The sequence below is a fragment of the Paenisporosarcina sp. genome (genome assembly GCF_057785155.1).
This window is the reverse complement of sequence record NZ_JBYNRN010000033.1, coordinates 45,595-63,253: the sequence shown is the minus strand read 5'-3', so window position 1 is coordinate 63,253 and position 17,659 is coordinate 45,595. Positions and strand designations below refer to the sequence as shown.

Annotated in this window: 14 protein-coding genes; 3 read left to right on the top strand and 11 right to left on the bottom strand. The window is 38.0% G+C overall.

The features are described from left to right. Positions 1-284: 284 nt before the first annotated feature. Positions 285-2,312 carry a sensor domain-containing protein gene (locus AC3EA5_RS11725; protein WP_488608513.1) on the top strand — a complete coding sequence of 676 codons (2,028 nt, stop codon included), beginning with the start codon at positions 285-287 and terminating at the stop codon, positions 2,310-2,312. 126 nt (positions 2,313-2,438) lie between these two features. Here the strand turns inward: AC3EA5_RS11725 and AC3EA5_RS11720 are convergent, their stop codons facing one another. Both AC3EA5_RS11720 and AC3EA5_RS11715 read right to left on the bottom strand, forming a co-directional pair. Continuing rightward, positions 2,439-2,894 carry a threonine/serine exporter family protein gene (locus AC3EA5_RS11720; RefSeq protein WP_488608512.1) on the bottom strand — a complete coding sequence of 152 codons (456 nt, stop codon included), beginning with the start codon at positions 2,892-2,894 and terminating at the stop codon, positions 2,439-2,441. A gap of 10 nt (positions 2,895-2,904) precedes the next feature. Further along, positions 2,905-3,651 (bottom strand): threonine/serine exporter family protein, encoded by a 747-nt coding sequence (locus AC3EA5_RS11715; RefSeq protein WP_488608511.1) that lies wholly within the window; start codon positions 3,649-3,651, stop codon positions 2,905-2,907. Between the two features lie 173 nt (positions 3,652-3,824). On the opposite strand from AC3EA5_RS11715, the gene ade reads away from it, so the two are divergent. Continuing rightward, positions 3,825-5,579 (top strand): adenine deaminase, encoded by a 1,755-nt coding sequence (ade, locus tag AC3EA5_RS11710; protein ID WP_488608510.1) that lies wholly within the window; start codon positions 3,825-3,827, stop codon positions 5,577-5,579. Between the two features lie 191 nt (positions 5,580-5,770). Here ade and AC3EA5_RS11705 read toward each other — a convergent pair whose 3' ends face one another. The 5 genes from AC3EA5_RS11705 to AC3EA5_RS11685 all read right to left on the bottom strand — a co-directional run bounded on the left by AC3EA5_RS11705 (position 5,771) and on the right by AC3EA5_RS11685 (position 11,350). Beyond that, complete coding sequence (locus tag AC3EA5_RS11705; protein ID WP_488608509.1) at positions 5,771-6,985, bottom strand: hypothetical protein; 1,215 nt, start codon at positions 6,983-6,985, stop codon at positions 5,771-5,773. Positions 6,986-6,998: 13 nt separating this feature from the next. Continuing rightward, a complete protein-coding gene (locus AC3EA5_RS11700) occupies positions 6,999-7,832 on the bottom strand; it encodes a hypothetical protein (RefSeq protein WP_488608508.1) in 834 nt (277 codons plus the stop codon). Next, complete coding sequence (locus AC3EA5_RS11695) at positions 7,829-8,518, bottom strand: ATP-binding cassette domain-containing protein (RefSeq protein WP_488608507.1); 690 nt, start codon at positions 8,516-8,518, stop codon at positions 7,829-7,831. The genes AC3EA5_RS11700 and AC3EA5_RS11695 overlap by 4 nt, the downstream gene beginning before the upstream one ends. A 2-nt stretch (positions 8,519-8,520) precedes the next feature. Then, positions 8,521-8,904 (bottom strand): GntR family transcriptional regulator, encoded by a 384-nt coding sequence (locus AC3EA5_RS11690; RefSeq protein ID WP_488608506.1) that lies wholly within the window; start codon positions 8,902-8,904, stop codon positions 8,521-8,523. Positions 8,905-9,187: 283 nt separating this feature from the next. Next, positions 9,188-11,350 carry a beta-propeller domain-containing protein gene (locus AC3EA5_RS11685; protein WP_488608505.1) on the bottom strand — a complete coding sequence of 721 codons (2,163 nt, stop codon included), beginning with the start codon at positions 11,348-11,350 and terminating at the stop codon, positions 9,188-9,190. A gap of 177 nt (positions 11,351-11,527) precedes the next feature. Between AC3EA5_RS11685 and AC3EA5_RS11680 the strand changes: the two genes are divergently transcribed. Further along, positions 11,528-12,841, top strand: a complete 1,314-nt coding sequence (locus tag AC3EA5_RS11680) for a short-chain fatty acid transporter (protein ID WP_488608504.1) — start codon at positions 11,528-11,530, stop codon at positions 12,839-12,841. Between the two features lie 260 nt (positions 12,842-13,101). On the opposite strand, the gene abc-f is transcribed toward AC3EA5_RS11680, so the two are convergent. The 4 genes from abc-f to AC3EA5_RS11660 all read right to left on the bottom strand — a co-directional run bounded on the left by abc-f (position 13,102) and on the right by AC3EA5_RS11660 (position 17,641). Then, the gene (gene abc-f, locus AC3EA5_RS11675; RefSeq protein ID WP_488608503.1) at positions 13,102-14,973 is read right to left on the bottom strand and encodes a ribosomal protection-like ABC-F family protein; all 1,872 of its coding nucleotides are present in this window, start codon (positions 14,971-14,973) and stop codon (positions 13,102-13,104) included. A gap of 103 nt (positions 14,974-15,076) precedes the next feature. Continuing rightward, positions 15,077-15,208 carry an RAxF-45 family protein gene (locus tag AC3EA5_RS11670; RefSeq protein WP_488608502.1) on the bottom strand — a complete coding sequence of 44 codons (132 nt, stop codon included), beginning with the start codon at positions 15,206-15,208 and terminating at the stop codon, positions 15,077-15,079. Between the two features lie 39 nt (positions 15,209-15,247). Further along, complete coding sequence (locus tag AC3EA5_RS11665; RefSeq protein WP_488608501.1) at positions 15,248-16,453, bottom strand: acyl-CoA dehydrogenase family protein; 1,206 nt, start codon at positions 16,451-16,453, stop codon at positions 15,248-15,250. A gap of 15 nt (positions 16,454-16,468) precedes the next feature. Beyond that, entirely contained in the window at positions 16,469-17,641 is a 1,173-nt protein-coding gene (locus tag AC3EA5_RS11660; protein ID WP_488608500.1) for a saccharopine dehydrogenase family protein, read from the bottom strand. Positions 17,642-17,659 lie beyond the last annotated feature (18 nt).

The following is a 17,659-nucleotide window of genomic DNA, read 5'->3' as shown; positions in this document are numbered from 1 at the left end:
ATTAAAAATATTTTATATTTATCCTTTTTTCGACAATCAATGTGATAAAAGAAAACTTACGATAAACCACCTCTACTTTTTCGCGTGCATCCCCTTCTATGTAGCCAAGCTAGATGATCCACTCTTTGATTAATAAAACTTCAACAGAGAAAACCACACTCATATCGTTATATAAAAAAACTATTTTCCTTTATTTTTCAGAATAAACTTTTTTCAAATTAATGACGTAATCGTAAGACTTCTTTATAATATAAAGTAGTATGGTTTACAAGGAGTCCTTAAATATGAATCGATTGCAACAAATATTGGAATCAGGGAACGAAATATTTAACCACGTACCATTTCCAATGATGCTGACAACTAAAGAAGGGATTGTTCTTTGGTGGAGTCGAGAAGCCGAAAAAACTTTTGGCTATCGGGCAGAAGAGGTCGTTGGCCAATTTTATCCTTTTATCGAAGAAGAAAAATCGGCGATGCATAAGGCTACTTGGGATCAAGTGCTTAGAAGCATCGATCCTATTCGATTTGAAGATTTTCTTTTACATACAAAGCAAGGTGAAGAAGTTCATGTATCTGCTGTTTTAAAATCGTTAACGATAGATAACGAGAGATGCGTTATGTTTTTATTTGAACAAGATAATTCATCTATTACGAATGACACCACCGGCGCTCATGAATTGGCAAGTATTAAAAACGGATTAGACCAAACATTTATGCTTACGTATATTGATAAAGAAGGTCTTATTATTTATGCGAATGATTTATTTTTAAAAACGAGTAAATGGACACCAAAAAGAGTAGTAGGAAAATCTTTCTGGCAGTTATTCCCTCCTGGAACTGGTGAAATGTTTGCCAATACAATATGGACTTCGTTAAAAAGTAATCGAGTATGGCAAGGTTCAGTTGAGAAGATTACGAAAGATGGAGAAACTTATTGGGTAGAAATGACCGCTATTCCAGTAACCACTTCTTCTAATGACACAATGTACTACTGCATTTTAGAAAAAGATATTACAGAGAAGAAACGTCTTCAAACTCATCTCGAGCAAATCGCATATGTAGATCCTGAGACTAATTTGATGAATCGTCATCGCTTAGAATATATCGTCTCTAATTTTATTGAAGAAAAACGTCATTTTTCGTTTGTCTTTTTAGATATTGATAAATTTTTCACGTTAAAAGATATGCATGACGAGGATTCTGAAACAACTCTGTTACTTGAATTTGCCAAACGTATGAAAATGTATTTCCAAGATAGCGATATTGCAAGAGTTGGCGTTGATGAATTCGTCGTTCTCACCCCTCTTAGTGAATGGTTTATACAAGGCTTTTTAATTTATTTAAAACAACATCCAATTTATATTCGAAACACAGCTATTCCGATTTCAATTAGTGGCGGAATTACACGTTATCCAGAAGATCAATCCACTTTTCTTCACTTAATGAAAGCATCTAACGCAACCATTCATAAAGTGAAGCAAGAAGGTGGAGGCAATATTGTTAGTCTTTCGAAATCCAGTCATCAAGCACTTAGCCGAAAGTTAACGATTGAAAAACGATTAATAGAAGCTTTACATCAAAAGGATTTACAGGTTTATTATCAACCACAACTTGATGTTCGCACTGGTAATATTTATGCAGTTGAAGCGTTAGTACGTTGGCAAGATGAAGTGCTTGGAACTGTTCATCCTAATGAATTAATTCCAATCGCTGAAGAGTCAGGTATGATTCACGACATTGGGACATTTATGCTTGAACAGTCTTGTAAACAAGCTGCAATTTGGCTAAAAGAAGGCCGTCCACTAAAAGTGAGTATTAACTCATCTGTCCGTGAATTCAGAGATCATAATATGGTGAAAAAAATTCGCCAAACTCTTGAAAAATACAGTTGTCCAGCTCACTTATTGCAAATTGAAATCACGGAAAAGTTTGCACTTGAGGCTGAAGCAGAACAATCGATTATTCGTCAAATGCGTTTATTGCAACAAGATGGTGTTGCATTTGTACTGGATGACTTTGGGACAGGCTATGCATCTTTCAGATACATGCAGTTGTTACCAATCTCTGAACTGAAAATTGATCAGTCTTTCATATCATCGATTATGCAGCAGGAAAAGCTACAGAAATTGGTACATGGTATGATTCAGTTCGGAAAATCAATGAGTATTCGAGTTTTGGCCGAGGGTGTTGAAACTACAGAACAGTTCGAGCTATTAAAAGAACTTGGTTGTGACGCACTACAAGGATATTATATTGGTCACCCAGTCACATCTGAAGACTTAGAACAAACGATTTCATCAAAAAATTCCTGAGTCTATATGACTTAGGAATTTTTAAATAATTTTATAGAATCAAGCACGTGTGCTCATCAACGAAAGCGAAGTTGTATTTCTGAATATCAACAGCATATTGTCATTAAAAATGACTGTCGTGCGAAATTACTTCACAACGACAGTCTTTCTTTTGGCCATATATCTAAAAACCAATTGCATTAAAACTTCTGCAAATACCAACCCCATGGCAATTGCGCCTGACGTCATGAACGCTTTGGAAGCGAAACCAATCGCTGTTAAATAGTCGTTTTCAACAATATTACGCATGGCGTTATAAGCAAGACCACCTGGTACAAGTAAAATAATTCCCGGTACACTAAAAATAATCATGGGCATTTTAAATCGTTTCGATAATATATGTGCTGCTAATGCGACAACAAAAGCACCCGCAAATGATGCCTGAACTTGATCTTGAGAAATCATTGTAAAGGCACTGAAAATCATCCAGCCGCTCATTCCAACAACTCCACATGCAACGACCTTTTTACGTGGTGCATTAAATATAATGGCAAACGATACAGCAATAATAAAACTTAGAATGCCCTGTATAATCCACGTCATGACATCCCTCCTAAAATGATAGTACGAGCGCAACTCCTGCACCGATGGCAAAAGCAGTTAATAGAGCCTCCGCTCCTTTTGAAACACCAGAAACAAAGTGTCCAGCCATTAAATCGCGAACTGCATTTGTAATTAAAAGTCCTGGAACAAGTGGCATTACACCACTAATGATAATAATGTTTAAGTCTTGACCGAGATTTAAAAAGGTGGATAAAAACGCGGTTAGTCCCACAATAGATGCCGCAATGAATTCCGCAAAGAACTTAACTCTCGTTAACTCATGTATTAAAGTAACGACAATGAACCCCAACCCTCCGGCGACAGTGGCTGCAGGAACATCCCATACAGTTCCTTCAAAAAGGATTAGAAAACATCCACTTGCTATAGCTGCAGCAATTAATTGCCAAGAAAACGGAAACAATAAATTGGCACTGGCAATTCGTTGCAATTCCTCATATGCTTCTTCGATTGTTAATTCGGTGGTCGTCAATTTACGTGACACTTGATTGACTAAGGCTATTTTCTCTAAATCTGTAATCCTTAAGCGAATCGCCATTAATCTCGTGGAACCATCCTTTCCTAACGAAAACATGATTCCTGTTGGTGTCACGAAACTTTGAGTGCCGATTAAACCTTGCGAAATCGCCATTCGTGTCATTGTATCTTCAACTCGATACGTTTCTGCACCACTTTCAATCATTAATCGACCTGCTAGCAGGCAACAATCAATGGCCAAATCATTTTTCTCATTCAGCAATTTTGCCCACTCCCTTCAAAAATACCTTTTGCATCATATTATCGAACCTCCGTCTAAAAAACAAATATTGTAGGAATCATAAAACAGATACTGAAACTACAACTAATACATCAAACGCTGTACAATAATACGAATAAGATACATGAACTTTTTAGATAGGAGGTCATTCATCCATGGATTTTATTCGCAAGCTTCAAAAACGAATTGCTACTTCACAAGGGTCTCTTCCCGCCGACTTCATTCTTCGAAATGCTATGGTAGCCGATGTTTTTTCGTTGACTTGGATTCAAGCAGACATAGTGGTATCAGATGGCCAGATTATTGCTATCGATCGCTCCGGTTCATTTCAAGCCTTAAGTGAAATGGATGCGAAAGGACGTTATGTAATCCCTGGATTAATTGATGGGCATATCCACATCGAGTCCTCCATGCTAACTCCTTCTGCATTCGGAGATGTTTTATTGCCCCATGGTGTGACCACAGTTGTTACGGATCCTCACGAAATTGCCAACGTGGCTGGGATTGAGGGGATTCAATTCATGTTAGATGATGCCGCAATAAGTCCAATGGATATCTATGTTATGCTCCCTTCTTGTGTTCCGTCCACCTCATTTGAGCATGCAGGTGCAATTCTTCAAGCAGAAGACTTATTTCCACTACTAACTCATCCATCTGTAATCGGACTAGCAGAAGTCATGGATTATCCTGCGGTATTAAATGGGGATGAGAGCATGCTGGCAAAAATCGCCATGACGCAACATGCAAAATTACGAATTGACGGTCATGGGGCTGGTTTACAACATCATCAAATTCGTGGTTATCGAGTAGCTGGTATTCAAACGGACCATGAATGTACTTCAGCTGACGAAGCACTTGATCGTGTCGAACAAGGCATGTATGTATTGATTCGCGAAGGTTCTGCTGCTAAAAATTTACACGATCTTTTGCCGGCTGTTACTGCAAAAAATGCACGTAGGTTTTTATTTTGCACTGATGATAAACATTTAGATGAACTGGTTGATGAAGGCAGCATTGATCATGCCATTCGACTTTCAATGAAAGCAGGGATGGAACCATTACAAGCGATTCAACTTGCTACCATTAATGCAGCAGAATGTTACGGGCTAAGTGGCAAAGGCGCACTAGCACCTGGATTTAAAGCGGACTTTGTTTTACTGGACAATTTAGAAACGCTCGAAATATCTTCTGTGTGGAAAAAGGGTATACTGGTTTCACAAAAAGGTGAAATGGTCACTTCAACAACTAGCATGACGGATTGTTCAGACCGAATTCGCCAATCTGTTCACTTGCCTTCATTGACAGCTTCAGATTTAGCAATCTCTTTTTCAGAGGGTTCAACTGCAAACGTAATCGAAATTATTCCAAATCAGCTGACAACCAATAGAGTCATTGAATCAGTCGATGTTCATGAAGGGTTTTTTATTCCTAACATTCATCAAGACCAATTGAAATTAGCAGTCATCGAGCGCCATCACCAAAAGCACACGATTGGACTAGGAATCGTAAAAGGTTTTGGCATTCAAAGTGGCGCAGTTGCTACCACAATCGCACATGACTCACATAATGCGATTGTTCTTGGCACAAATGATAAGGATATGTTATCTGCCATAGAAGAGCTTCAATCCATGCAAGGCGGCTTGGTGGTCGTCAATGAAGGCAAAGTCCTGGCGTCATTAGCTTTACCTATAGGCGGGTTAATGACTGAGAGCCCTACTAAACAAGCTACTCAAGATCTTCAACAGCTCCATCAAGCACTCCATACGATTCACCCGACACTTGATTACCATTTAATGTTGACCTTATCATTCCTTAGTTTGCCTGTGATTCCTTCATTAAAATTAACAGACACTGGACTATTTGATGTGGCATTATTTCAACATATACCCGTTGAACACATAGCGCACTGAACCTAGAAAAGGTAATGACTATATGTTCTCTTTATAATTTCTCTCGTAAATAGTGTAATTAAAAAAGATGACTCCGGTACAATACCGAAGTCATCTAATTGGAAAATAAACTTGAAGCTCTGTTATTAAACTGTCCATTAAATAAAGCTTAGTTCACGCGGAGTCCGACCATTCCATTACAGCTATTTAATCTAGTTAACTGACATGTCATATATATACAGCTCAAACTCTTGCATATTTTTTGAAGTGTTTTTTCTAACCACTTCACCCTCATAAAGCGATTCTCCAGTTTTCACATTTACTACAGCAACACTTGCATTCGTTTTTGAATTCATAATTTGGGATACTGCATATAACTTACTTTCTTTAACGATTATTAGTGGCGGAGCCTCATTTGCATTTGACAATTGGATTGTAAACTCATCACCAACTTCATGATTTTCAATATTATAAGGAGTCACAATTAAACTTTGCCCACTAAATTTCGAAAAATACATCGCTGAACCTTCCAAAAAACTAACTTGATTATCATTCAAACTCGCTGGCATTTCGATGGTGTCTTTTTTCTGCGTTTTTAAATTATAGAATAATATCTCTTTACTCGAACTCGCTTCTCTAAGCCCATCTGATCCTTCTTCTAAATTGCTTTGAGTTATTAAAAACACAAGATTTTCATTAGACTGTAAAGGATTAGTATTGATTAATTGAGCATCAACATATGAATTACCTTGTTCTTCAGGAATGGATAAAATCTTTTCGTTGCTGGTTATTTTTCCAGCGGATATGTCGAGAGTGTAGATATGTTTTTCATTGAAATATTTTTCATTTTTCCACATCGTATTATGTGTAATCAATTTTAGCTCGTTATCAATTACCTGTACATCTTCAACAAATATATAATCAGCTACGGATTTGTCTGGAACATTAAGATTGAAGGAAGTTGTGTTGCCATCATCTTTATTTAATATGGATATATCAAATTTAAAGTCTCTTGAAGAGGATACACCCATTTCATACTTCACGTCTGCATACGCTAGTAATTTATCGTTCTCAAAAAAGGAATCGACGCTTTGGCTTTTTCCTCGCATGAATTCACGATAATTCTTCTGTAAATCCTTGATGACTGGAGACGATTGTCCCCTAACCTGATCTAAAAATGAATTGCTATCTGTATTTTCAGAGCCATCAGAAGTGATTTTAAAGTGCGTGTTCGTATAACTCATCACAATGCCTTCATGATAACCACCTTCCAATACCAATGATTTGATTTCTCCAGCGTCACCGCTCTGCTTTTTAATCTCAAATTCTGGGTATTGCGGAGCTGACAAAGCTGAATTGACGTAAAATGCTCCAATGCTAAGTACAATAACAGCTATAGTTGCTGTGAATTTCCAATACTTCTTCATTTCTACACGCTCCCTATACCGTTATTTTTTTCTTTAATAAAAATCCACTCATCCAAATGGACGCTGCAAGTACGATGATCCCCATTACAATCTCCAATACAAATAATTCCATTGGATAGAAAAAGTCATTCAAGACAAAATCTTGCAAAAGTAGTGGTGAAATAAATACAGTTACAGCCATTAAACTATATAGGATTCCAGCAAAAATCCCTTTCCATTTATAGCTTCTTTCAAATAAGATTGCCGTAAATAGAATGGACACAACCATAAATCCTGCCCCATAAAATACAATAACTCCAAAAATACTTGTTGGCATAAATATGTTTAATTCAGGCATGCTGCTGATAATGTCTTTGACATTCAAGTCTACTCGGAACTCATCTGGCACCATCCATTTCAGAATCGTCGTTTCTATTGGAATTAAAATTAGTTGAAATGCTACAAAACCAAACGTCAATAATAAAATGTTTGTTATTTTAGCGTAAAAGATATTCAATCTCGTAGTTGGCAGCATTAATAATCGATATATAAATGTATTTTTTCCGAACCAATCGCGATACCATATGATGAAAATATAGAATCCTACAGCCGCTATGCATAAAGCGATTGGACCAAGGAACCATACACTTCCTACTACCGATAGGAAACTCATTTGACCAAAGTTTGATAAGAATTCTGCTTTTGGCATGAACTCTTCATACATTTTTTCGTTCGCCATGTTTAGATATTTATTGGACAACACAATGACGCCAATAACTTGTATAACTAGTGTAATGCTTAGTAAAACTGCAAATAATTTCGCAGAACGATTAAATTCAAAATTCAACAACTTTAAAAAGTTTTTCATCTCTGGTACACCTCTCTCATGACATCAACCACAGATTTTCCTTCGTTTTCACGAGCTTCTTCCGCGCTAAACTCCTTGATTACAATCCCTTCATCTAACAGCACTACCTTATCAATTAAATGTTCAATATCACCTATTTCATGAGTCGTAATGATAACGCCTCTATTTTCAATTAAATGACTCGTGAACACTTTAGCAATTTCTTCCCGACTAAACATGTCAATTCCGGAAAAAGGTTCATCCATTAATACAAAATCAACATCCATTGCTAAACCTAGAAGTAAGTTAACTTTTGCTGTATTTCCTTTTGATAAGGAAGATATTCTATCGGATACGTTTAAATTAAAAAAGCCAAGTAATTCCGTTGCTCGGTTTTGGTTCCAACATGCATAAAAGTCATTCATAAACTCCATCGCCTCTGATATTTTCATATGTGGGAGCATCGTTATTGCATCAGGAATGAAGGTAACTTTTTCAAACGTTTTTTTATGAATGGTTTCTCCGTCTATTAATATTTGTCCGTTGTTAATTGGGGTAAGTGCCATAATGGCATTTAAAATGGTGGTTTTGCCAACTCCATTAATTCCAATTAAACAAGTGATTTCACCCTTATTAGCTGTAAATGAAACACCCTTTAGTATCTTTTTTCGACCAAAATTCTTTGTGATCTCTTTTACTTCGATCATTTTCAAGCCCCCTTGTCATCATTAATCTCTGTGTATTTTGTTTTTACCAAGTTCAATAATTCATCTACTGGAACATTTATAGACCTTACGGATGTCACAAATGTATCCACTGCTTCAACAAGCAACTCTTCTCTTACCATTCCTAGAATCTTTGCATCCGTCGTAATTTTGCTTGGGTGATTTTTTTCTGTATGGATCAAACCCTGTTCCTCCATTTCCTTATAGGCACGTTGTGCAGTATTAGGATTTATCTTTAACATGTTTGCTAACTCCCGTCTTGATGGTATGTCATCTCCTGGGACCAATTCTCCATTTGCAATTTTCTCTTTAAAATTCCGAACAACTTGCAAATACACGGGATCGCGATTATTAAAATTCACATTCATCAAAGCAACTCCTATACGTAATTTGACGTGTACTACTTAATCTTTTTATAGTGTATGTATTAAGTGGTTCATACAGTTATAAGTGTATTGTATGGTTAATACACTTAGTTGTCAATCTTGTTTTTTGAATTTTTTTCCTTTCGCTCACCACAAAAATACCAGGTACACAAATTCAAACAACTATTTCTTCTATATTTCTCCTTGTTTAAATCTTACAAAGCTCAGTTAAATTGCACAAAAAAAGCAGGCCACTAAGCGTTACGCGTTAGCAGTCTGCCTTCCCTTAATATGAGATAACACCTATTTCTTTAAACGTTTTTAAATCATAATTTCTAATTTCTTCCATAGAAATCGTGTACAAAACATCACCTACGTAAACCATTCGTTGAATTGATTTCTCCCATTCTTCATACGGATGTTGAGGATTCTTTTCTTTAATTAAATTTCCAACCTCTTGAATTCCTTTTTCAGCAGTAACTTCATATACGATCGCACCTTGACCTGCGTATTCCCCATATCCATCCTTTCCTCCTTGATAAACAGTGATCGGGAAGCCAAATAAGTTGTTTTTGCGATGTTGAAATAGAGCCTTGTGATCATATTGAAGCGGACTAGACGTTCCTTGTCCCCCAATAATCTCTACATCCTTTTCTAATGGATTGGCGAAATCAGATACATCAAACAAAGAAACCTTCATCCCCCCAGTCATAATTGCTGTTTGCCCATTTCCAACGTCTCTTGAGAACGTATCGTATCCAAAGCCGATTAAATGATTTTCATCTAATGGATGCAAGTAATTGCTGAATCCAGGAATCTTTAATTCACCTAATACTTTTGGTGAAGTCGGATTTGACACATCCATGACGAATAAAGGATCCGTTTCTTTAAAGGTTACCATATACGCTTTATCCCCCATAAAACGTGCGGAATAAATACGTTCCCCTTTCGCTAACCCTTCAATTGAACCCACTTGGTTCATGCCGGAATCGAGTATAAATAAATTATTTTCAGATGGCGTCTCTTCATTCCAAGCGAATCCTTTCGTTGTAACGATTCGGAAATACCCTTTGTGTTCATCCATTGAAAACTGATTTAACAAACTGCCTGTTACTTCACCAGAGGATACGAACTTAACATTCGTTCCTTCTAAACTAAATTTAAAGATTTCCGTATTGCTCTCCTGTGGATTCCACATCATATCACTCGAGGCATCGTTATCTGTAGTTGAAGTTGACATATAGATTGGCGCTGTTAAATATAAAGCTTCCTTCGACATATACAAGGAATGGCTACTGCCGAGATAGCCCTTTGTTGTGATTTGAGATTCTTTTGGATTGGTTAAGTCCATTGCTGTGATTACACTATAAGTCGCATCTAGTGTCCCTGGCAGAATCGATAAATCTGAATATGGAAGCGGCGAAGCTTTATCGCCTTCTTCGCTATCATAAATGTAGGGGCGCAATTCTAGATTTTCTTCATCCGTAGACATTCTAAAATAGGAAGCCACATTCGTCACAAAATAAAGCATATTGTCTTTCTTACGAGCACCATTTAAATAACCTTCCGATCCAATTTCACGAATTAACTTTGGTGATTTGGCGTCTTGAATATCGTAAAAACGAACATTGGTTGAACTATTAAATGGCATCATCATTTTTTCATTTGACCCAGCAATACCTGAGTAATCGTAGGGAACATGCTTATCGCCAAATACAATGAGGGTTTTCTCATGTAAAAATAGCTGTGTCGGATAATAGGTATCGTCAGGCGGGATTTCTGCAACTTTTTGCATCTCAGTAGGATTTCGAATGTCTGCTATCACCACACGACCATTCCCAATCGAATAAATATAGGAGCCATCTGTTTTCACAGAATCGGATTCATCAACGCCTTTAACTTGATTATTCGTAGTTGAATACTCGACTTCTCCACCTACACCTTCTCCAGAACCAGACGACTTGCTGTCCATTGTGGATTCATCGGTTACAAATTCAGCTTCTTCAACATTGTTTTGAGCCATCATTTTTCGAATAGTCGCGAAGTAGTCTTTTAATTCTTTTTCCGATTTAACCGGTTGTAATTCTTTTTGAACGATAAACGATAGTTCATTAATGGACATGTTTTTGAGAAAACCACCTTGAAGTGCTTCCCGTTTCATGTGTAATTTGTATGAACCTGGTTTCAATCCCGACACTTCAAGTGTGCGATTTTGATTAGTCATCGTAATGGTCGATTCTGGTTCAATACCTTGTTGATCAACTAAATATAAATTCCCATCGATTATTGCTGTTTCTTTTAGTGGTGACGAAAAATTCACTTTCCATTCTGAATCTGATAACGCTACTGGTGAAGCACTAACCGTCACCTTATCAATAAAAAATCCGAATGCTAACACCAACACGGTGATAACCGCTGCGAATAAGAGCCACATGCTTCTCTTTTTCATACTGTCCTCTCCCCTTCATACACGCTTGTTAATGGATTAGACTTCCAATAAATGATTTCGTTTCATTATTTATTAAATAATTTTAGTTTTCAGAGTAATTAATTAATTGCCTGGCGAATATTTTGAATTTAAGATAATATATTCAAAGGACGGGAGATTAATAGGAAGGGGCAAATAATGAAAACTCTTACACGCTTTTCGAACACACTCATGGAACGTTATTTACCGGACCCATACATATTTGTAGCTATATTAACAGTACTTGTATTCTTATTAGGAATTGGATTAACCGATTCTAGCCCATTAGACATGGTCGTTTATTGGGGAGATGGATTTTGGGGTTTATTAGCATTTACGATGCAAATGGTCATCGTGTTAGTAGCTGGTCACGTTTTAGCTAGTAGTCCCGTCTTCAAAAAATTACTTAGTAGCATGGCGCGAGGAGCAAAAACACCTGGTTCTGCTATTCTATTGGTCAGTGCTGTTTCATTGGTAGCTTGTTGGATTAACTGGGGTTTTGGCTTAGTAATCGGTGCTTTATTCGCCAAAGAAATTGCCCGTCAAGTACCTAACGTAGACTATCGTTTATTAATCGCTAGTGCTTACTCAGGATTCATCATCTGGCATGGTGGTTTGGCTGGGTCTATTCCTTTGTCTATCGCTACAGATGGTCATCCATTTGCTGAACAAATGGGTGTCATTCCTACGTCTGAAACTATTTTTTCTACTTACAATCTAATCATTGTGGTTTTACTTTTAATTTCTGTGCCATTATTAAATCGTTGGATGATGCCACGAAAGGAAGACACTTTCATTGTCGATCCAGCATTATTAGTGGAGGAAATCGAAGTAGAGGAAACAAATAATTTAACACCAGCTGCCAAAATGGAAAATAGCTATGTGTTGTCAATTTTAATTGGAGCACTTGGCCTTGTTTATTTAGGCTATCACTTTGCTACTAAAGGTTTTGATTTAAATATCAACATTGTTAACTTAATCTTCGTGGTTCTCGGCATCATTTTCCACGGAACACCTAGAAGATATTTAGCAGCCGTAGCAAATGCGGTGAAAACTGCAGGAGGTATCATCATTCAATTCCCATTCTACGCTGGAATTATGGGGATGATGGTAACATCAGGTCTTGCGGGAGTTATGTCTGAAGCCTTCGTAAGCATTTCAAATGAAAACACATTTGCTCTTTTTGCATTCTATTCAGCAGGGATTGTTAACTTTTTCGTTCCTTCTGGTGGAGGTCAATGGGCTGTGCAAGCACCCATTATGTTAGACGCTGCTCAAACACTTGGCGTAAGTTATTCCAAAACTGCAATGGCCATAGCTTGGGGTGACGCTTGGACAAACATGATACAGCCATTTTGGGCATTGCCAGCATTAGCTATCGCTGGTTTGCGTGCAAAAGACATCATGGGCTATTGCGTGTTCGTTTTACTATTAAGTGGCGTAATTATCAGCATCGGGTTGTATTTCTTTTAAATATATTCTATATTTCCGTCCTTGAACCGCCTTCTATATGGAAGGCGGTTTTTTTAAAGCATAATATGGCGTTTGCAGGGATTAATTTGGCGCAAATGGATTATAATATGTCGTTAGCAGAACTTTTTATAGCGTTATTTGTGCATAATATGGCGATAGCAGACAATAATATGGCGTTGCACCCCAAATTGGACCTAAGAAAAGAAAAAAGCGAAACCGTTTTACACGATTTCGCTTCTTCCTCGTATTCTAAATAACAATCATGCTTCATGTTTAAACCACTCCGCCATCAACTCGTCTAATTTCACTTCCAGTTCCTTTTTTTCAGCCATCATGGATTCGTAAACTTCCCAATCTTCTTCGGCTTCTGCTTGAGCAACGATTGCTGCGATATCTTTCTCTAGCAAAGCAATTTCTGCTTCATACGATCGTGGCTCTTCACTTCGAACTTTGGTTGGTTTCACTCGTTCAACTGGAACATCCAAAGGCATTTCATTTTCCAATAAAACCTGTTGCTCTGCCCATTTTTTTCGTGCCCATTCGTATGGTCCTTCGAAAGTCATTAATCTTCCACTGTCTAACCATGCGGTACGTGGGAAAAGTTTGTTCAAGAAATAACGATCATGGGAGACAGCCAATATGGTACCTTGAAAATCTTCCAACGCTTCTTCAAGAACTTCACACGAATCAATGTCTAAATGATTGGTTGGCTCATCGAGCATTAGTAAATTGACATCTTGATGCATAAGTTGAGCAAGTCTTAATCGCATTCGTTCGCCACCACTTAAATCACTGACGCGCTTAAAGACGTCCGGACCATAGAACATAAACTTCGCTAATATATGTCTGGCTTCCCCTTCAAACACGTTTACTTCATTACGGAACTCATCGATTAAACGTTTCTTTGGATCAGCTACTTCTAAATGTTGAGAGAGAAATCCTACTCGAACATTGCTTCCTAGTTGAACGACTCCGCTATCCGCATGTAATTGACCTCTTAATAATTTCAAAATGGTCGATTTACCTGTTCCATTTCGACCAACAATGGCCACTCGTTCTTTCCAACGCACATTAAAATCAGCTTGCTTGAGTAATGCTTTGTCACCGAAAGATTTATTCACCTGTTCCAGTATGACGACTTCTTTCCCGCTTCTTGGAGCAGCTTCAAATGATAAATTCATTTTCTTTGGATCAATCAACGGTTTCCGTACTTTTTCCATTCGCTCAAGTGCGCGCTCCATGTTCCGTGCTCTTCTATGCATCGCTGCATTTGGAGGAACAGCTTCATTTGCCCATAATTTCAATCGTTTAATGGCTTCTTTCATTTTCTTGATTTTTTTCTGTTGTTCTTCGTATTCTTGGAATTCCCTCATGATACGGGCTTCCTTTTGCACCACGAAGTCAGAAAAATTCCCGTGATATAAAATTAATTCACCATCTTCTAAATCAGCTATTTTCGTCGCTACTTGATCGAGGAAATAGCGATCATGTGAAATGCTGACAACCGTTCCTTCATAGTCGCGCAAATATTGTTCTAGCCACTCAACTGCAAACAAATCCAAATGATTCGTCGGCTCATCGAGTAATAATAGATCTGGTTTAGTTAGAAGCATTTGACCAAGCATAACCTTGGTTTGCTCTCCACCACTCAAGGTATTAAAGGGTCGATTAACAAAAGTTTGTAACTGTAACCCTTGGATGACCTTGTCGATTTCCGATTCATATGAATATCCATCGCGAAGTGTGAATTGTTCTTGAATATTGCCATATTGACGCAGTAATTTTTCCATTTCATCCGGATTAGCTGTCGCCATTTTCTCTTCTAAATCGCTCATTTGTTGCTGCATTTGAAGTAATTCCTCAAAAGCCATTGTTAATACATTTAGTCCAGTCACTTCCTCTGAATAGGAAGGAAATTGAGCTAAATAACCAATTTGAGTTCCTTTTTTGAAATGAATGCTTCCTGCATCTGGCGTTTCAATCCCAGCAATTAATTTAAACAAAGTCGTTTTTCCTGTTCCATTTCGACCAACGACAGCGACTTTGTCTCCCGTTTTTATTGCTAGCGAAAGGTTTTCGAATATTAAATTCCCGCCAAGCATTTTGCTAATTTCTTGTATTGTACAAATCATGATGTTCGCTCCTTTTTAGTCAAAACACAGCTGGAAGCAAAACAAAAAGACTGCCTGAAATCAGACAGTCTTTGCCTTCATGAATAAAGGAAAGAATGACTTATCAGCTGTGAAGTGTATGATATTTTCCAAAAGTGGACAGACCTGTCCCGTTGGCCGAAATATCATGCGTAATCGCACATGAAGTAGATAAAAATTCCAGTATAAATCCATGTGCATTCACAGCTTTGTTCATTCTTTCTCACCACCGTTCATTATAGTTGTGAATATTCTATCATTTTTCTTGATCAATTGTAAATGGCCATTTAGGCAACATCTTCGATAATTTTTTATCTTCACGGTAACCTAGCACATACTCGGCTTGCATAATGGTATGGATTTCTCGCGTGCCTTCATAAATGACAGGCGCTTTTGAGTTACGCAAATATCTCGCGACAGGATAATCATCTGAATAACCATACGCACCGTGTATTTGTACTGCGTCGTCCGCTGCTTGATTCGCAAAATCACAAGCTTGCCATTTCGCCAAGGATGTTTCTCGTGTATTGCGTACGCCTTTATTTTTCAATTCTCCAACACGATAAACCAACAAGCGACTCATTTGAAGTCCCGCTTCCATTTTCGCGATCATTTGTTGCACTAGTTGATGTTTTCCAATCGGTTTTCCGAACGTTTCCCGTTCGTTGCAATACTTCACGCTCGCTTCAATACAAGCCATAATAAGCCCTGCAGCACCAGCAGCTACTGTAAATCGACCATTATCTAATGCCGACATTGCGATTTTAAAGCCTTCGCCTTCTTCACCAATACGATTTTCAACAGGAACTCGAATATCATCGAAGAAAATTTCGCCCGTATTTCCTGCACGAATGCCGTATTTTCCTTTAATGGCTTTTGAAGAGAACCCTTCCATCGTACGTTCAACAATAAAAGCACTTATGCCATGATGCTTCTTCGATTTATCCGTGTAAGCAAAAACAATAAAATGATCTGCTTTATCACAAAGAGAAATCCACGTCTTTTGACCTTTTAGTATATAATAATCGCCATCACGTTTAGCCGTTGTCGACATGGCTGCTACATCGGAACCGGCTCCTGGCTCTGTTAATCCGAATGCACCGATTTTTTCACCCTTTGCTTGTGGGACCAAATATTTCTGCTTTTGCTCTTCCGTTCCCCATTGCATTAAAGTCATGGAGTTTAACCCAATATGAACGGAAACGGCTGTTCTAAAAGCAGTGTCCCCTCTTTCAAGCTCCTCACAAACAATGGCAAGCGAGTTGTAATCCATGCCGCTTCCACCATATGCTTCTGGCACACAAACACCCATAAATCCAAGATCAGCTAAGCGCGTCCACACTTTTTGATCGAATCCACCTGTTGAATCCCACTCAGCAATATAAGGAATGATCTCATCATCTACATATTGACGAACTGTTTTGCGTAGTAATTGGTGTTCCTCTGAAAATTCGAAGTTCATGTTGCTTGCCTCCTGTTAACCGTTTGCAACCGAAGTTGATTGGTGTATGGTTTCTTTAATATGAACGCCTCTTTGTTTCATTGCCTCGATATATGCATCTCCTGGAACAATTTGTTCCGGCGGATAGACGCCACGTTTCGTGATTTCTCCATTACCAATCATTTGTGCCACAACTGAAATCGTATTCGCTGTCGCTCTCGCCATTGCCGTCACTTGATCGTCCATGTCTTTCTTCGTCACTAATTCGTATTCATACGTAACCGGTTCACCCGCTTGAATACCAGATACCGTCACGCGAAGTAGCACAGCATCTTGTTTATCACCTAACAATAATCCAGGCGTAAGTGCTGCTTTCAACACTTCTCTTGTGCTCATTTGCTTGCCATCGACTTCAACCATTGTTTCTTTATTTGTTAAACCAAGGTCGACCAATACTTTGAACTTCTCGGCATGACCAGCATATCGAATGGTTTTATATTCAAGCGTCTCAATATCAGGAAATGTTTTGGTTAAAGTAGAAGTTCCTCCTGACGTATGAAATGCTTCCAATTCTGCAAATCCGTCAAAGGAAATCGGTTCAATTTCCGTTAATGAAGCAACCTCTTCTAGTTGGCCATTACGCAGCACATGTGAAGAATCTGTATAATGATCCAACACACCATCTAGTGAAAACACAATATTGTATTTCAATGGACCTTCAGGTTCAACTGGTATCCCACCAACATACAATTTAATGGATTTCACTTCGTCAAGTTTACTTGCACCATGTCCGGACAATATATTGATCATTCCCGGAGCTACCCCTAAATCCGGAATAAGTGTGATGCCTTTTTGTTCAGCTTGTGTTTTCAACTCTAAAACAGCATCCGTCGCACCACCGATATGTCCACCTAAATCAATGGAATGTACACCCACTTCAACCGCTGTGCGGGCTACTTTTTCATTAAACGAATAAAACAAAGCATTAATAACGACATCACCTTTACTCATAATAGCTTTTAACTCACCGTCATTATGAGCATCTAAGCGTACGGCTTCAATTTTATCGCTTTGAATTTTATCAATAAACGTTTGAACTTGTTCAACCTTAACATCTGCTAAAAATACTTTGTCTACTTTCGAGCTTTTCACTAAATCGCGTGCTGCTTCTTTCCCCATTAACCCTGCACCTAATACGACTATCTTCATTTACAACATCCCCTTTGT